This is a genomic window from Rhodoplanes tepidamans (genome assembly GCF_030813915.1).
GTDB lineage: Bacteria > Pseudomonadota > Alphaproteobacteria > Rhizobiales > Xanthobacteraceae > Rhodoplanes > Rhodoplanes tepidamans.
Map to the genome: position 1 here is coordinate 80059 of NZ_JAUSUJ010000015.1, position 15817 is coordinate 95875.

At 70.2% G+C, this 15817-nt stretch carries 14 protein-coding genes; 9 read left to right on the forward strand and 5 right to left on the reverse strand.

Annotation, left to right across the window (positions count from 1 at the left end; translation table 11 throughout):
• Positions 1–25: 25 nt before the first annotated feature.
• Positions 26–1213 carry an NnrS family protein gene (locus tag J2S22_RS18275; RefSeq protein ID WP_272775003.1) on the forward strand — a complete coding sequence of 396 codons (1188 nt, stop codon included), beginning with the start codon at positions 26–28 and terminating at the stop codon, positions 1211–1213.
• Here J2S22_RS18275 and J2S22_RS18280 read toward each other — a convergent pair whose 3' ends face one another.
• Entirely contained in the window at positions 1214–2518 is a 1305-nt protein-coding gene (locus J2S22_RS18280; protein WP_272775002.1) for a glycosyltransferase, read from the reverse strand.
• Positions 2519–2876: 358 nt separating this feature from the next.
• On the opposite strand from J2S22_RS18280, the gene J2S22_RS18285 reads away from it, so the two are divergent.
• The 7 genes from J2S22_RS18285 to J2S22_RS18315 all read left to right on the forward strand — a co-directional run bounded on the left by J2S22_RS18285 (position 2877) and on the right by J2S22_RS18315 (position 9558).
• The gene (locus J2S22_RS18285; RefSeq protein WP_272775001.1) at positions 2877–3437 is read left to right on the forward strand and encodes a F0F1 ATP synthase subunit delta; all 561 of its coding nucleotides are present in this window, start codon (positions 2877–2879) and stop codon (positions 3435–3437) included.
• Positions 3437–4966, forward strand: coding sequence for a F0F1 ATP synthase subunit alpha (gene atpA, locus J2S22_RS18290; protein WP_272775000.1), 1530 nt, complete (start codon positions 3437–3439; stop codon positions 4964–4966). The genes J2S22_RS18285 and atpA overlap by 1 nt, the downstream gene beginning before the upstream one ends.
• A 135-nt stretch (positions 4967–5101) precedes the next feature.
• A complete protein-coding gene (locus J2S22_RS18295) occupies positions 5102–5977 on the forward strand; it encodes a F0F1 ATP synthase subunit gamma (protein WP_272774999.1) in 876 nt (291 codons plus the stop codon).
• Between the two features lie 28 nt (positions 5978–6005).
• Positions 6006–6410 carry an organic hydroperoxide resistance protein gene (locus tag J2S22_RS18300; RefSeq protein ID WP_272774998.1) on the forward strand — a complete coding sequence of 135 codons (405 nt, stop codon included), beginning with the start codon at positions 6006–6008 and terminating at the stop codon, positions 6408–6410.
• A 63-nt stretch (positions 6411–6473) separates the two neighbouring features.
• Positions 6474–7919, forward strand: a complete 1446-nt coding sequence (atpD, locus tag J2S22_RS18305; RefSeq protein WP_272774997.1) for a F0F1 ATP synthase subunit beta — start codon at positions 6474–6476, stop codon at positions 7917–7919.
• Positions 7920–8049: 130 nt separating this feature from the next.
• A complete protein-coding gene (locus J2S22_RS18310) occupies positions 8050–8448 on the forward strand; it encodes a F0F1 ATP synthase subunit epsilon (RefSeq protein ID WP_272774996.1) in 399 nt (132 codons plus the stop codon).
• 210 nt (positions 8449–8658) lie between these two features.
• Positions 8659–9558, forward strand: coding sequence for a radical SAM protein (locus J2S22_RS18315; RefSeq protein WP_272774995.1), 900 nt, complete (start codon positions 8659–8661; stop codon positions 9556–9558).
• Positions 9559–9635: 77 nt separating this feature from the next.
• Here the strand turns inward: J2S22_RS18315 and J2S22_RS18320 are convergent, their stop codons facing one another.
• The 4 genes from J2S22_RS18320 to J2S22_RS18335 form a co-directional block, all read right to left on the reverse strand.
• Positions 9636–10997 (reverse strand): amidohydrolase family protein, encoded by a 1362-nt coding sequence (locus J2S22_RS18320; protein WP_272774994.1) that lies wholly within the window; start codon positions 10995–10997, stop codon positions 9636–9638.
• A complete protein-coding gene (locus J2S22_RS18325) occupies positions 10997–11806 on the reverse strand; it encodes an ABC transporter permease (RefSeq protein WP_370878220.1) in 810 nt (269 codons plus the stop codon). The genes J2S22_RS18320 and J2S22_RS18325 overlap by 1 nt, the downstream gene beginning before the upstream one ends.
• Positions 11807–11955: 149 nt before the next feature.
• Positions 11956–12798, reverse strand: coding sequence for an ABC transporter ATP-binding protein (locus J2S22_RS18330; protein ID WP_272774992.1), 843 nt, complete (start codon positions 12796–12798; stop codon positions 11956–11958).
• A 92-nt stretch (positions 12799–12890) separates the two neighbouring features.
• Positions 12891–13886 (reverse strand): ABC transporter substrate-binding protein, encoded by a 996-nt coding sequence (locus J2S22_RS18335; RefSeq protein ID WP_272774991.1) that lies wholly within the window; start codon positions 13884–13886, stop codon positions 12891–12893.
• Between the two features lie 852 nt (positions 13887–14738).
• Here J2S22_RS18335 and J2S22_RS18340 point away from each other — a divergent pair.
• Entirely contained in the window at positions 14739–15809 is a 1071-nt protein-coding gene (locus J2S22_RS18340) for an efflux RND transporter periplasmic adaptor subunit (RefSeq protein ID WP_272774990.1), read from the forward strand.
• Positions 15810–15817: the final 8 nt, after the last annotated feature.

A 15817-nucleotide genomic window follows, 5' to 3' on the forward strand; every position in this document is an offset into this window, starting at 1 on the left:
CCCACCCTCGTGCCCCGGACGTCGCATGGCCCCCGTTCCCCGCACCGCCCCCTATGCCGGCCCGGCCCTGCTGAGCTACGGCTTCCGCCCGTTCTTCCTCTTCGGGGCGCTGTTCGCCGGCGTGACCGTGCTGCTGTGGATGCCGGTCTGGGAGGGCCGCATCGCGATCGACACCGTGTTCGCGGCGGTCGACTGGCATGCCCACGAGCTCCTGTTCGGCTATGTCGCCGCCGTGGTCACGGGCTTCCTCCTGACCGCGATTCCGAACTGGACCGGACGGCTGCCGCTCGCCGGCACGCCGCTGCTGGTCCTGGTGCTGGCCTGGCTGGCCGGACGGCTGGCCGTCGCGGCCGGCGGCACGCTCGGCTGGGCCGTGGTCGCAGTCGTCGACGTGGCGTTCCTGCTCATGGTGCTCGCCGCCGCCGGCCGCGAAGTGATCGCCGGCCGGAACTGGCGCAACCTGCGTGTGCTCGTCATCGTCGCCGTCTTCGCGGCCGCCAACATCGTCTTCCATGTCGAGGCGCATGTGCGCGGCGAGGCGGTGCTGGGCCGGCGGCTCGCGCTGGCCGCCATCGTGGTGCTGATCGTGCTGATCGGCGGCCGCATCGTGCCGAGCTTCACCCGCAACTGGCTGGTGCGCGAGAACCCGGGCCGCCTGCCGGCGCCGTTCGGGCGCGTCGACGCCGCGGCGATCGCGCTCGCCGTGATGGCCCTCGCGGCCTGGCTGGCGGCGCCCGAGGGCGTCGTCACGGCCGTCCTGCTGGCGGCGTCCGGGCTCGTCCAGGCGGTGCGGCTCGCCCGCTGGGCCGGCGACCGCACCGGGCGCGACGCCCTCGTCGTCATCCTTCACGTCGGCTACGCGTTCATCCCGCTCGGCTTCCTGCTGCTGGCGGCGGCCGCCGCGACCCCGCTGGTGTCGCCCTCGGCCGGCATCCACGCCTGGACGGTCGGGGCGGCCGGGGTGATGACGCTCGCCGTGATGACCCGGGCGACCCGCGGCCATACCGGCCGGGCCCTGGAGGCGCCGGCGTCGACCCGGGCCGTCTACGTCGCCGTCGTCGCGGCGGCGGCGCTGCGCATCGCCGCCGGCCTCGTGCCCGATCACGTGACGCCGCTCCTGTGGGCCGCCGCCCTCGCCTGGACCGCCGCCTTCCTGGGCTTCTGCGCCGTCTACGGCCCGATGCTGCTGCGCCCGCGGCTGGGGAAGGGGTGATCAGGTCGCGTCGCCGGCCCGCGCCGCGTCGGCGGCGGCGAGCACGTCGGCGGCGGTGTCGGCCCAGCCGACCAGCCGGAACGTGTCGGCGATGGCGGCCTCGGCCCGGGCGAGCGCCCGGTCGTCGTCGAGAAGCGCCTGCACGGCGGCCCGCCACGTCGCGGCGTCGGCCGGGTCGAGATGCCGCGCCGCGCCCTGGCTCGCCTCGGGAATCGCCGTGGCGTTCGAGGCGATGCACGCCTTGCCGGCCGCCAGGCTCTCGACCACCGGCAGGCCGAAGCCCTCCGACAGCGACGGGAACACCGTGAAGCGGCAGTTCGCGTAGAGCCAGCGGAGCTGTCGATCGTCGACATTGCTGAGGAAGCGGATCACCGCGGCGGCCGCCGGGTCCGCCTCGACCGCGGCGACCAGCGGGGCGCCGTCGTGGCCGATCCGCCCGGCGACGACCAGCGGCATCACCCGTCCGCCGCGCTCGCGCGACAGCCCGGACCAGACATCGACCAGCAGCCGGTGGTTCTTGCGCGCCGTCACGTCGCCGACGGTGAGCACGTAGCCGCCCGGTGCGAGGCCGGCCACGGCGGGCCCGTCCTCCTCGGCCGGGCCGATGCGGTGGCCGAGCCGGATCACCGCCAGCGGCGGCAGGGGGACGCCGCGCTCGGCCGCGTGGGCCCGCAGGGCGCCGGCCGAGAAAGCCGAGATCGACAGCACCAGCGCCGCGTGGCGCAGAATGAACTCGCTCGACGGGATGTCGGCGGCGTCCGGATTCGTCACCCGCGGATCATCGGCCGGCAGCGTGCCGAGCAGATCGTAGAACACGGTCGCGAGCCGGACGCCGAGGCGGCGGCGGAGCGCGATCAGGTGGGCGAAGTCGTGCCGCTGCAGCTCGCCGGGCAGCAGCAGCCACGCGCCGGGCGGAAAGATGTCGGCCGGGCCGGCGACCTGCTCGAGCACGGCGCGGCGCTTGCGGCGGAAGCGGTCGCGGATCGCGGTGCGCACGAACCGCTCCAGCCGGCGCCCGGCCTGCAGGACCGGGTGCGACCGCCAGGCCGGGCGCGGCGCCCGCCGCCGCTCGGCTCCGGTCGGCGCCCGCACGATCGCCAGCGCCTCGGCCGCCGACATCGCCACGAAGCGCCGGGCGGCCGGGTCGAACCGGCAGAAGGCGAGGTCGTCGCGGCCGCCGAGCGCCCGCTCGGCCAGCGCCCCGACCAGCTCGCGCTCGACCCGCACGGTGCCATGGGCGATGCGGCCGCGCTCCTGGAACGCGGTGGTGAGGTCGACGAACAGGGGGGACGGGGAGGACGGCATGACCGGGAACGCGTGGCGGGCGGCACAGGCGCCGCCGCGGTCTCCTTATAGGATGCGGTCCCGGCAGGGAACCCGAGCCGCCGACGGAGGCTGTCGAACAGTCCTCCGTCGCCCGCCGGAGCGCCGCACCGGGCCCCCGCCGGCCCGGTCTCCGCCGCGCCTTTCGGCCTCGTCCGGCGACCCCTCGCCATATTGCACCGCCAACGGGCCTGTGTTAGCAAACGCGCGGTTTTTCAACGGGGCGAGGGCCGCTCCGGACGCCCCATTCAATCCTGGTCCCGCTTAGAATCCAGGGGCTTGCGCGCGTTCTGCGGAACCGCGGCGGGACCCTGGATGCTGAAAGCCGAAAGAGAGCGCCGTGGCAGCAGACGATCCGATCGTGGCCGGAATGGCAGGGCGTTACGCGACGGCCTTGTTCGAGCTCGCACGTGACAGCGGCACGCTCGACGCCGTGAGCCGCGACCTCGACAGCTTCGAGGCGCTGCTCCACGGCAGCCCCGATCTCCTGCGCCTCGTCCGCAGCCCGGCGTTCAGCGCCGAGGAGCAGACCCGGGCCGTGACGGCGGTGCTGGCCAAGGCCAAGATGGAGGGCACGGCGGCGAACTTCCTGCGGCTCGTCGCGTCGAACCGCCGCCTCTTCGCGGTGCGCGACATGATCCGCGACTTCCGCGAGCTGCTCGCCCGCCATCGCGGCGAGGTCACGGCGCTCGTCACGGTCGCCGAGCCGCTCGCCGACGCCCACAAGGCCGAGATCAAGAAGGCGCTCGATGCCGTCACGGGCAAGAACGTCAAGGTTGAAGTGCAGGTCGATCCCGCCATCATCGGCGGGCTCGTGGTGAAGGTCGGCAGCCGGATGGTCGACGGCTCGCTCCGGACCAAGCTGAATGCAATCAAGCACGCGATGAAAGAGGTCGGCTGATGGACATCCGCGCCGCAGAGATTTCTGCGATCCTCAAGGAGCAGATCAAGAACTTCGGCCAGGAAGCCGAGGTCTCCGAGGTCGGCCAGGTCCTCTCCGTCGGCGACGGCATCGCCCGCGTCTACGGTCTCGACAACGTCCAGGCCGGCGAGATGGTCGAGTTCGAGAACGGGGTGCGGGGCATGGCCCTGAACCTCGAGATCGACAATGTCGGCATCGTGATCTTCGGCAACGACCGCGAGATCAAGGAAGGCCAGACCGTCAAGCGCACCCGCGCCATCGTCGACGTGCCGGTCGGCAAGGGCCTGCTCGGCCGCGTGGTCGACGCGCTCGGCAACCCGATCGACGGCAAGGGCCCGATCGAGGCGACCGAGCGCCGCCGCGTCGACGTGAAGGCGCCCGGCATCATTCCGCGCAAGTCCGTGCACGAGCCGATGGCGACCGGCCTCAAGGCCATCGACGCGCTGATCCCGATCGGCCGCGGCCAGCGCGAGCTGGTCATCGGCGACCGCCAGACCGGCAAGACCGCGATCGTCCTCGACACCATCCTCAACCAGAAGCCGCTCAACGCCACCGGCGACGAGAAGATCAAGCTCTACTGCGTGTATGTCGCGGTCGGGCAGAAGCGCTCGACGGTCGCCCAGTTCGTGAAGGCCCTGGAGGAGAACGGCGCGCTCGAATACTCGATCGTCGTCGCCGCCACCGCGTCCGACCCGGCGCCGATGCAGTACCTTGCGCCGTTCGCCGGCTGCACCATGGGCGAGTACTTCCGCGACAACGGCATGCACGCCGTGATCTTCTACGACGACCTGTCCAAGCAGGCCGTCGCCTACCGCCAGATGTCGCTGCTGCTGCGCCGTCCGCCCGGCCGCGAGGCCTATCCGGGCGACGTGTTCTACCTGCACTCGCGCCTGCTCGAGCGTGCCGCCAAGATGAACGACGAGTACGGCGCCGGCTCGCTCACCGCGCTGCCGGTGATCGAGACGCAGGCCAACGACGTCTCGGCCTACATCCCGACCAACGTGATCTCGATCACCGACGGCCAGATCTTCCTGGAGTCCGATCTGTTCTACCAGGGCATCCGGCCCGCCGTGAACGTCGGCCTCTCGGTGTCGCGAGTCGGCTCGTCGGCCCAGACCAAGGCGATGAAGAAGGTCGCCGGCAAGATCAAGGGCGAGCTCGCGCAGTACCGCGAGATGGCGGCCTTCGCGCAGTTCGGCTCCGACCTGGACGCGACGACGCAGCGCCTGCTCAACCGCGGCGCCCGGCTGACCGAGCTCCTCAAGCAGGCGCAGTTCTCGCCGCTGAAGATGGAGGAGCAGGTCGTCGTCATCTATGCCGGAGTCAACGGCTACCTGGATCCGATCCCGGTCGGCAGCGTGAAGGCGTTCGAGCAGGGGCTCCTGTCGCTTTTCCGGACCCAGTACGAGGACGTGCTGAACACCATTCGCGACAAGCGCGACCTCGACGATGCGACCGCCGCCAAGGTGAAGTCGATCACCGACGAGTACGCCAAGACCTTCGCGTGATCGATCGCCGTCGTCGTGGCCGGGCTCGTTCCGGCCGCCACGTCCCCGACGCGGCCGACGACGAACGTGAATGCCCGGCCGCGCGGCCGGGCATGACGGAACAGAAGCCGGACCGGGCGCAAAGGTGACCACGGAATGCCCAGCCTGAAAGACCTGCGAAACCGGATCGCCGCGACCAAGGCGACGCAGAAGATCACCAAGGCCATGCAGATGGTCGCCGCGTCCAAGCTCCGGCGCGCCCAGGCGGCCGCCGAGGCGGCGCGCCCGTATTCGGAGCGGATGCAGCGCACCCTCGGCAACATCGCGGCCTCGGTGCAGGACAATCCCGAGGGGCCGCGTCTGCTCGCCGGCACCGGGCGCGACCAGGTTCACCTGCTGCTCGTCTGCACGGGCGAGCGCGGCCTGTGCGGCCCGTTCAACTCGGCGATCGTGCGGCTCGCCCGCGACCGCGCCAACCAGCTTCTCGCCGAAGGCAAGCAGATCAAGATCCTCTGCGTCGGCCGCAAGGGCTTCGACCAGCTCAAGCGGCTGTTCGAGGACGAGATCATCGACGTGATCGATCTGCGCGCGGTGCGCCAGATCCGCTTCGAGAACGCCCACGAGATCGCCCAGCGCGTCATCTCGCTCTACGACCAGGGCGCCTTCGACGTCTGCACCCTGTTCTACTCGCGCTTCAAGTCGGTGATCGCCCAGGTCCCGACCGCCCAGCAGCTCATCCCGGCCGTGTTCGAGGGGGCGCCCGCCAACGGCCCGGCGCCGTCCTACGAGTACGAGCCCGACGAGGAGCAGCTCCTCGCGGAGCTGCTGCCGCTCAACATCTCGGTGCAGGTGTTCAAGGCGCTGCTGGAGAACGCCGCCTCGTTCTACGGCGCCCAGATGAGCGCGATGGACAACGCCACCCGCAATGCCGGCGAGATGATCCGCAAGCAGACCCTGAAGTACAACCGCACCCGCCAGGCGATGATCACCAGCGAGCTGATCGAGATCATCTCGGGCGCCGAGGCGCTCTGACGACTTCCGGTCGAACAGGAGACCCCCCATGGCCTACACGACGACGGCGACCACCAAGGGCGGACGTGACGGACGGGCGGTGCTGGAGAACGGCGGCCTCGGGCTCGCCATGGCGCTGCCCAAAGAGATGGGCGGCTCGGGCGAAGGCCACAATCCCGAGCAGCTGTTCGCGCTCGGCTGGTCGTCCTGCTTCGGCCAGGCGATCCTGGCGCTGTCGAAGAAGCACGGCGTCGACGGCCAGGCCGCGCGCGTGACCGTGTCGATCGGCATCGACAAGGACGAGGTGAGCTTCGCCCTCACCGCCGAGATCAAGGTCTCGATCCCGGGCGCCGACAAGGCCAAGGTCGAGGCCCTGGTCGAGGACGCCCACCGCATCTGCCCGTACTCGCGGGCCACCCGCAACAACGTGCCGGTCAAGCTGACCGTCGTCTGAGCGATCACACCGCGTTTCGTTCGGGCCGATCTGCGCCGCGGCTCGAGCTCCAAGGAGACAAGCATGGCCACCCAAACCACTTCGGTCGGACACATCACCCAGGTCATCGGCGCCGTCGTCGACGTGCAGTTCGAGGGCCATCTGCCGGCGATCCTGAACGCGCTCACGACCGACAACCAGGGCCACAAGCTGGTGCTCGAGGTGGCGCAGCATCTCGGCGAGTCGACGGTGCGCACCATCGCCATGGACACGACCGAAGGGCTGGTGCGCGGCCAGGTCGTCACCGACACCGGCCTGCCGATCGCCGTGCCGGTCGGCGAGGGCACGCTCGGGCGCATCATCAACGTGGTCGGCGAGCCGGTCGACGAGGCCGGCCCGGTGCCGCACACCGAGACGCGCCCGATCCACCAGGAGGCGCCGCTCTACACCGAGCAGTCGACCGAGTCGCAGATCCTGGTCACCGGCATCAAGGTGGTCGACCTGCTGGCGCCCTACGCCAAGGGCGGCAAGGTCGGCCTGTTCGGCGGCGCCGGCGTCGGCAAGACCGTGATCATCCAGGAGCTGATCAACAACATCGCCAAGGCGCACGGCGGCTACTCGGTGTTCGCCGGCGTCGGCGAGCGCACCCGCGAGGGCAACGACCTCTACCACGAGTTCATCGAGTCCGGCGTCAACAAGGACCCGCACGAGACCAAGGGCGACACCAAGGGCTCCAAGTGCGCGCTGGTGTTCGGCCAGATGAACGAGCCGCCCGGCGCCCGCGCCCGCGTCGGCCTCACCGGCCTGACGCTGGCCGAGTACTTCCGCGACCAGGGCCAGGACGTGCTGTTCTTCGTCGACAACATCTTCCGCTTCACCCAGGCGGGCTCGGAGGTGTCGGCGCTGCTCGGCCGCATCCCGTCGGCGGTGGGCTATCAGCCCACGCTGGCGACCGACATGGGCGCCCTGCAGGAGCGCATCACCACGACCACCAAGGGCTCGGTCACCTCGGTGCAGGCCATCTACGTGCCGGCCGACGACCTCACCGACCCGGCGCCGGCGACCTCGTTCGCGCATCTGGACGCCACCACGGTGCTGTCGCGCTCGATCGCCGAGAAGGGCATCTACCCGGCCGTCGACCCGCTCGACTCGACCTCGCGCATGCTCGACCCGCGGGTCGTCGGCGAGGAGCACTACGCGGTCGCCCGCCAGGTGCAGCAGATCCTGCAGCGCTACAAGGCGCTCCAGGACATCATCGCGATCCTGGGCATGGACGAGCTCTCCGAAGAGGACAAGCTGACGGTGGCGCGCGCCCGCAAGATCGAGCGCTACCTGTCGCAGCCGTTCCACGTGGCCGAGGTGTTCACCGGCACGCCGGGCGTGTTCGTCGATCTCGCCGACACGATCCGCGGCTTCAAGGGCCTGTGCGAGGGCAAGTACGACCATCTGCCGGAGGCGGCCTTCTACATGGTCGGCACCATCGAGCAGGCGGTCGAGAAGGGCAAGCGGCTGGCGGCGGAAGCCGCGTAGGCCGCGACTTCCGAACGAACTGCGAGTGAATTGGCGAATAGCGAATAGGGAGTAGCGAATAGGGAAGAGCGGTGGCGGATAGGTCGTGCAACCATTCGCTATTCGCTACTCGCCATTCGCTAAATGAGCCATGTCCACCTTTCACTTCGAGCTCGTGTCGCCCGAGAAGCTGATGTTCTCCGGCGAGGTCACCCAGGTGGACGTGCCGGGCGAGGAGGGCGACTTCGGCATCATGGCCGGCCATGCGCCCTTCGTCGCGACGCTGCGGCCCGGCGTGCTCACCGTCTATGGCGAGAACGCTCCGAAGATGATCGTGGTGCGGGGCGGCTTCGCCGAGGTCGGGCCGAACGGCCTCACCGTGCTGGCCCAGGAGGTCGTCCCGGTCGACGAGCTCCAGCCGGAGGTGATCCGCCAGGCGATCCAGGACGCCCAGGAAGACGTCACCGACGCCAAGGACGACCGCGCCCGCGACAAGGCCACCCAGCGCCTGTCCCAGCTGCAGACCCTGAAGGACGCGCTCGGGCACTGAGTCGGGTGGCGCACGCGGTCATTCCGGGGCGCCGCGCAGCGGCGAACCCGGAATCCAGCCGCGAATTCGGAACTGGTCGCTGGATTCCGGGTTCGCGGACCTGGTGGTCCGCGCCCCGGAATGACGGGAGGACGGTCGTCCTCCACCGCGTGCTTAAGCGCCCCGCTCGCGCTATGATGGCGCCGACCGTCCGGTGTCGAGCGCCGCGCCATGATGTTCGCGCCCCTGCAGTACGACGAGCCGCTCTACCGGCCCCCGAGCGAGGGCCGCAACCTGATCGTCCAGGCGACGATCGGCTGTTCGTTCAACCGCTGCACCTTCTGCGCCATGTACAAGGGCAAGCACTTTCACGCGCGCCCGCTCGGCGACGTGTTCGCCGACATCGAGGCGGCGGCGCGGGTGTGGCCGGACGCCGACCGGGTGTTTCTCGCCGACGGCGACGCCCTGGTGCTGCCGACCGAGACGCTCGCCGCCATCCTCGACCGGCTGTCGGCCGCCTTCCCGCGGCTCGAGCGGGTGTCGTCCTACGCGACGCCGATCAACCTCACGCAGAAGCAGCCCGGCGAGCTGCGGCTGCTGCGCGAGAAGCGGCTGTCGCTGGTCTATGTCGGCGTCGAGTCGGGCGCGCCGGCGATCCTGTCGCGGATCCGCAAGGGCGCGACGCCGGAGCGCATCGCCGAAGCGTTGAACCGCGCCCGCGCCGCCGGCCTCGCCGTTTCGGCCACGGTGATTCTCGGCGTCGGCGGCCGTCGCCTGTGGCGCGAGCATGTCGAGGGCACGGCGGCCGTGATCAATGCGGCGCCGCCCGCCTATCTCTCGACCCTGCAGCTCCGCCTCGGCGCGGACGAGATCGACGAGTTTCTTCAGCGCTTCCAGCGCGACGGCCCGCCGTTCGAGTGGCAGGACGACGCCGGTGTGCTGGAGGAGCAGGAGGCGCTGCTCGCCGCCCTCGACCCGAAGCAGCCCGTGGTGTTCCGCTCCAACCACGCCTCGAACTGCCTGCCGCTCGCCGGCACGCTGCCGCAGGACCGTGACCGGCTCCTGCAGATCGTCGGGGCCGCCCGAAGAGGCGCCCCGGTGCTGAGGCCCGAGTTCCTGCGGGGATTGTGAGCGGCGCACCGTGAGAGCCTCGCGCCCCGGACGCGGCGCACCGCACCGCGAGCCGGGACACGCGGCATGCGACCTGATCAGATCACCATCCGGCTCACCGCCCGCCGCGCCTCGGCGAACAGGCCGGGCAGGTCGAGGCCGGGAATCCGTCCGTCCTCGACGATCAGGCGGCCGTTGCAGAAGCCCCATTTCACGTGGGCCTGGCCGCCTCCGGCGACCGGGGCGATGGCGGGGTCGTGCAGGCCGGCATAGCGCGGGTGATCGAGCGAATAGACGACCAGGTCGGCCGCCATGCCGGGTGCCACCATGCCGGTGTCGGAGAGGCCCAGCACGGTCGCGCCGCCGGTCGTCCCCCACCGGATCACGTCCTCGACCGTGACGGCCGCGGCACCGTCGCGGACGCGGTGCACGAGCCACGCCATGTGGCTCTCGCAGATCATGTCGGCCGCCTCGTTGGAGCCGGCGCCGTCCACGCCGAGCGAGACGCGGCCGCCGAGCCGGGCCAGCTCCGGGGCGAACGCGATCCCCGAGCCGAGCCGGCAATTCGATTGCGGGCAGTGCGCCATGCCGGTGCCGGTCTCCGCCATCAGCCGGATCTCCTCGGGCTGCATGTGGCAGAGATGAGCGAAGAACACGTCCGGCCCGACCCAGTCGTGGCGCCGTACGAACTCGAGCGGCGTGCAGCCGTGCACGTCGCGGCAGAAGTCGATGTAGTCGAGCGATTCCGACAGATGGCTGTGCAGCCCGATCCCCATCTTCCGCGCGGCCGCGGCGAACGCGGGCAGCTCGTGCGCGTGCACCGACCAGGTCGGCGTGGTCGGGGCGAGGATGACCTTGCGCATCGCGTCGCCGCCCGCCTGATGGAAGCGGCCGACGTCGGTCTCGACGCTCGCCAGCATGTCGTCGAGCGTCTCGGGCCGCGCCTCCGGCGGCGGGTTCTTGTCGATCTCGCGCACCTTGGTGGCGCCGCCCCGCATCAGCACGAAGCGCACGCCGAATTTTTCGGCGAGCTCGAACAGCAGGGCCGAGCCGTCGAAGCCCATGCCGGGCCAGTAGGCGTAGTGATGGTCGGCGATGGTGGTGCAGCCGGACAGCACCAGCTCGGCGATGCCGATGGTGGCGGCGATCCGCAGCGTCTCGTCGTTCACGAAGCGGCGATAGGCGACCGGCACGGCGGAGAGCCACGGCGCCAGCTGCAGGTCGATGCCGGCCGGGATGCCCTTCATCAACGACTGGAACAGGTGGTGGTGCGTGTTGATCCAGCCCGGATAGACGACGCAGTCGGTGGCGTCGAGCACACGCTCGCCGGGCTCCGGCGCGAGCACGCCGATCGCCGCGATGTGATTGCCGCGCAGGCGGATGTCGGGGCCGGCCGCGCGGGCGGCCGCTCCCGTGCCACCGGTCATGATGGCGGTGGCGTTGCGGATGAGGAGGTCCATCAGGTCTCCGGAACGAGCTCGCTCTCGTGCCAGTCGCCGAGCGCCAGCTTGGAGAGCGTGACCATGATCAGGAACAGGGCGACGCCGGTCAGCGTGATCAGGAACAGGGCGGCGAAGAGGAGCGGGATGTCGAGCTGGAAGCCGGCCTGGAGGATCTGGTAGGCGAGGCCGGCCGAGGTGCCGCCGGTGCCGGCGACGAACTCGGCCACCACGGCGCCGATCAGCGCGAGGCCCGAGGAGATGCGCAGGCCGCCGAAGAAGTAGGGCGCCGCGCTCGGGATGCGCAGGCGGACCAGCTCCTGCAGCCGGGTCGCCCTGTTCATCCGGAACAGGTTCAGCAGCCCCGGATTGACGCTGCGCAGCCCCAGGATGGTGTTCGAGATGATCGGGAACAGCGCCACGATGGTGGCGCAGACGACGAGGGCCGCGGTCGGCTCCTTCACCCAGATGATGATCAGCGGCGCGATGGCGACGACCGGGGTCACCTGGAGAAGCACCGCATAGGGGAAGAACGACATCTCGATGAACTTGCTCTGCGCGAACGCGAAGGCGATCAGCGTGCCGATGACGACGGCCAGAAAGAAAGCCATGAACGTCACCTTCAGGGTGACGAGCAGCGAGGCGAACAGGAGCGACCACTGGTCGACAAGCGTCTCGGCGACCAGGATGGGCGACGGCACCAGATACTTGGGCACCTGCCAGTACCACACCGCGCCGTGCCAGACGACGAGCACGAGGATGCCGACCAGGACGGGCAGGAGGACGGCGAGAGTGCGGTTGTTGGGATCGAGTGCCATGGCGGGCCTCAGTCGGCGAGGATGCGATTACGGATGGTCATTCCGGGCGAGGCTGCGTCAGCAGCCGGGACCCGGATCCAGCCCGGAACTCGGAGTGCGTGGCTGGAGTCCGGGTTCGCGGCTTCGCCGCGCCCCGGAATGACGAGAAAGACGCCGCCGTCTCATTCGTGCGCCGCGCCGGAGACGCTGGCCTCGGCCAGCAGGACCTGCAGGTCGCGCGCATAGGCGGCGAAGCGTTGCGAGACGCGCCAGGCGTCGTCGCGCGGATAGGGCTCGTCGATGACGACCTCGCGCAGCACCCGGCCCGGCCGCGCCGCCATCACGACGACGCGGGTGGAGAGGAAGACCGACTCGTAGATCGAGTGGGTGACGAACACCACGGTCAGCTTCCGCTCGAACCACAGGTCGAGCAGATCCTGGTCGAGCTTGTTGCGGGTGATCTCGTCGAGCGCGCCGAACGGCTCGTCCATCAGGAGCAGGTTCGGCTCGGTGACCAGCGCGCGGGCGATCGAGACGCGCATCTGCATGCCGCCGGAGAGCTGGCGCGGATAGCTCGAATCGAACTTCTCGAGGCCGACCATCGCGAGCGCGCGATCGACGCGGGCATTGCCTTCGGCCTTCGGCACGCCGGCGAGGTCGAGCGGCAGCCGGACGTTGCCGCGCACCCGCGACCACGGCATCAGGGTCGGATCCTGGAAGACGAAGACCAGCTTCTTGCCCTCCTCGCCGACATGGCCGTAGTCGCGGCCCCACCACATCAGGCCGCCCGAGGTCGGCTCGATCAGGTTGGCCACCATCTTGAGGAGGGTCGACTTGCCGCAGCCGGAGGGGCCGAGCAGGGTGACGAACTCGCCCTGGTTGACGGTGAGGTCGATCGGCGTCAGGGCCCGCACGCCGGTGCTGAACACCTTGTCGGCGCCCAGCACCTCGATGGCGGGCGGTCCGGCGGGGGCGGGCTCCTGGGCGTCGAACTCGGGGGTGCGCACGGCCTGGGCGATCGTCATGGCGTTTTCCGCTTCCGGCGGACCCGCGGCGCGCCGCGGGTCCGTCCTGTCTCGTCGGGTGGGGCGGCGGGCGGCCGCGGCCGCCCGGCCGGTCACGGCATGATCTTGAGGTCCTTGACGAACTGCAGCGTGTACGCGGCCTTCATGTCGACCTCGGGCTTGAGCAGCTTCTCCTTCACCATGAAGTCGTAGGTCGCCTTCCAGCGCGCGTCGGTCATGATGCCGATGCCCTGCGTCGCCGCGTCGCCGCCGACCAGTACCTTGCTCTCGCGCAGCTTGCCGATCGCGTAGGCGATCTGCTCGTCGCTCATCTTCGGATTGTCCTTCTTGATGAGCGCGTTCGCGGGCGACGGATCGCCGTACAGGTAGCTCTTCCAGCCCTCCATCGACGCCTTGACGAAGCGCTGCACCATGTCGGGCTTCTCGTCGGCGATCTTCTTCAGCGTCACGATCGTGGTGCCGTAGGGCGGGTAGCCGTCGTTGGCGAAGAGGAAGAAGTTGACCTTGGCGCCGCTCTGCTGGGCCGCGAACGGCTCCGACGACATGTAGGCCTGCATGGCGGCGTTCGGGTCGGCCAGGAACGGCTGCAGGTTGAACGTGTAGGTGCGGGTCTGGTCGTCCGTGTAGCCGAACTTGGTCTTCATCCACGGCCACCAGTTGGAGCGGCCCGCGGTGGCGACGTAGATGGTCTTGCTCTTCAGGTCGGCGAGGCTCTTGACGTCCGGATGGGTCATCAGGCCCTGCAGGTCGGACTGGAACGACGTGGCGACCGTGACGGCCGGCACGCCCTGCTCGAGCGCCTTGTAGACCGAGAAGTCGTAGCTCATCAGGAACTCGGTCTGGCCGGCGCCGAGGATCTGCATGCCGTTGACCTGCGGGCCGCCCATGCGGATCGTCACGTCGAGGCCGTACTTCTTGTAGATGCCGGTGGCGACCGCTTGGTAGAAGCCGCCGTGCTCGGCCTGGGCGTACCAACTGGTGAGCATCGTGACCTTGTCCTCGGCCCGGGCGGGAGCCGGACCGATCGCGACGGCTGCCGTGCCGGCGAGGCAGGCGAGAACGGCCAACGGGCGCGCGAAAGCAAGCATGGAGACCTCATCCTGTGGATGTCGGACGACACCGGGGTGGCGAGTGGACGGACCGGGTGGACGCGACGGCGGACTGCGATGGCGACTGGCAATGCGGACGTGACGACGATCGCACCCCGGCCTGGCGGCCCGCGTGACCTTGCCACCCCGCCTGCGCCGGCGCCGTGACGGGCCGAGCGCGACCGACATGCGGTGTCCCGCATGCCCCGGATGACACGCCTTGCGAGGCTCGCAAGCTGTCGAGTGCACACGATTAGTGGCACTGCCCGAACGATTGTCAATCAAGCGGCCAGTCCAGATTCTATGCAGCTGCCTGGTTTTGCGGCGCAAATGTCGGGCGGGCGGTGGCGCTCCGGGACGGCTCTCCAGACGAGTCTTTCGCCGTATCATGTTGCCGTTCAAGCCGGTCCGCCGCCCGCCGAGGGGCTGTCGCCCGATCGCATCGAAGCGGCGGACTGCAGCGGCATGTCGCACACGCTCGGTTCGCATGGCTGTCGCCGAGTGGCTCGAAGGGCCGGTTGCGGGCAGCTTCGCCCACCATCCGCTGCCACCCGCGAGTCCCCGATCTTGGCGAGAAACCATTCACCACGCGCGGCTTTGGACCCGCGACACCGCCCGCGGACGGTCTCCGGGCGCGACTCTGGGCTTGACAAAGCCTGAGTGATGACAATTTTTAATATTCGTCACTCGTCATCTCTCAGTGGTCCTCGCATGCTCCGGCTCGCCGCCCCCATCCCCCGCCTGTCCGGACATGCCCGGTGCCTGTTCGGCGCCCGCCGTGGCGCCGCCGAGACCGCCGCCGTCGCTCCCCCCGTCCCGTCGTCCCCATGGGCCGGCCGGGGAGCGGCGGCGGTGGTGCCTCTCGTTCTCGCGCTCGCCCTCGCCGGTTGCGATTCCGGCAACAGCAGCACCGGCAATGCGCCCCGGGTGCTCGACCGTCCGGTGCTGACCGAGACGATCCATTTCGAGGATCTCACCGAGACCCGCACCTTCGCGGCCACCATCAAGCCGCGCATCGAGAGCGATCTCGGCTTCCGGGTGACCGGCAAGGTGGCGAAGCGGCTGGTGCAGAACGGCGACCGTGTCAGCAAGGGGCAGCCGCTCCTGGTGCTCGATACCAACGACCTCGAGCTGCAGCTCCAGCAGGCGGAAGCCGAGGTCCGGGCCGCCAAGACCAATCTGGTGCAGGCCGAGGCCGACGAGGCACGCGCCACCGAGCTGCAGAAGAAGGGGTGGACGGCCGCAGCGACGCTGGAGAAGTCGCGCGCCACCGCCGAGGAGGCGCGCGGGCGCCTCACCCGGGCGCAACGGTCGCTCGATCTCGCCAGGAACTCGCTCGATTACGCGACCCTCGAAGCCGATGCCGACGGCGTCATCACGGCGACCCCCGTCGAGCCGGGCCAGGTGGTGCCATCCGGCCAAGCGGCAGTGCGGCTCGCCCGCCTCGCCGAGGTGGAGGCGCTGGTGGCGCTGCCCGAGACCTTCGTCGAGCGCGCCCGGCAGGCGACCGGCAGCCTGACCTTGTGGTCGGTGCCCGATCGCGCCTATCCGGTGAAGCTGCGCGAGCTGTCCCCGGCCGCCGACGCCGCCACCCGCACCTATGCGGCACGGTACACGATCCCCGCTGCCGACGAGGCGGTGCGCCTCGGCATGAGCGCGACCCTGACGCTGCGCGAAGGTACCGGGACGAAGGCGGCGCGCCTGCCGCTCACCGCGCTCCTCAACCAGGGCCGCGGCCCGATCGTCTGGGTGGTCGACAAGAACGGCAAGCTCGAGCCGCGTCCCGTGTCGGTGGCCGGCTACGAGGGCAAGACCGTGCTGATCGCCGCCGGCGTCAAGGAGGGGGAGACCGTGGTGACGCTCGGCGTCCAGAAGCTCGATCCCGGCCTGACCGTCCGTCCAGTCGCCTCGCTGGCGTTCTGACCGGAGAT

Excerpts from the sequence above, each read along its gene's own strand:
- J2S22_RS18310 (WP_272774996.1), top strand. The coding sequence starts at position 8,050 with ATGTCCACCTTTCACTTCGAGCTCGTGTCGCCCGAGAAGCTGATGTTC.
- J2S22_RS18295 (WP_272774999.1), top strand. The coding sequence starts at position 5,102 with ATGCCCAGCCTGAAAGACCTGCGAAACCGGATCGCCGCGACCAAGGCG.
- J2S22_RS18315 (WP_272774995.1), top strand. The coding sequence starts at position 8,659 with ATGATGTTCGCGCCCCTGCAGTACGACGAGCCGCTCTACCGGCCCCCG.
- atpD (WP_272774997.1), top strand. The coding sequence starts at position 6,474 with ATGGCCACCCAAACCACTTCGGTCGGACACATCACCCAGGTCATCGGC.
- J2S22_RS18330 (WP_272774992.1), bottom strand. The coding sequence starts at position 12,798 with ATGACGATCGCCCAGGCCGTGCGCACCCCCGAGTTCGACGCCCAGGAG.
- J2S22_RS18280 (WP_272775002.1), bottom strand. The coding sequence starts at position 2,518 with ATGCCGTCCTCCCCGTCCCCCCTGTTCGTCGACCTCACCACCGCGTTC.
- J2S22_RS18320 (WP_272774994.1), bottom strand. The coding sequence starts at position 10,997 with ATGGACCTCCTCATCCGCAACGCCACCGCCATCATGACCGGTGGCACG.
- J2S22_RS18335 (WP_272774991.1), bottom strand. The coding sequence starts at position 13,886 with ATGCTTGCTTTCGCGCGCCCGTTGGCCGTTCTCGCCTGCCTCGCCGGC.
- J2S22_RS18275 (WP_272775003.1), top strand. The coding sequence starts at position 26 with ATGGCCCCCGTTCCCCGCACCGCCCCCTATGCCGGCCCGGCCCTGCTG.
- J2S22_RS18300 (WP_272774998.1), top strand. The coding sequence starts at position 6,006 with ATGGCCTACACGACGACGGCGACCACCAAGGGCGGACGTGACGGACGG.
- atpA (WP_272775000.1), top strand. The coding sequence starts at position 3,437 with ATGGACATCCGCGCCGCAGAGATTTCTGCGATCCTCAAGGAGCAGATC.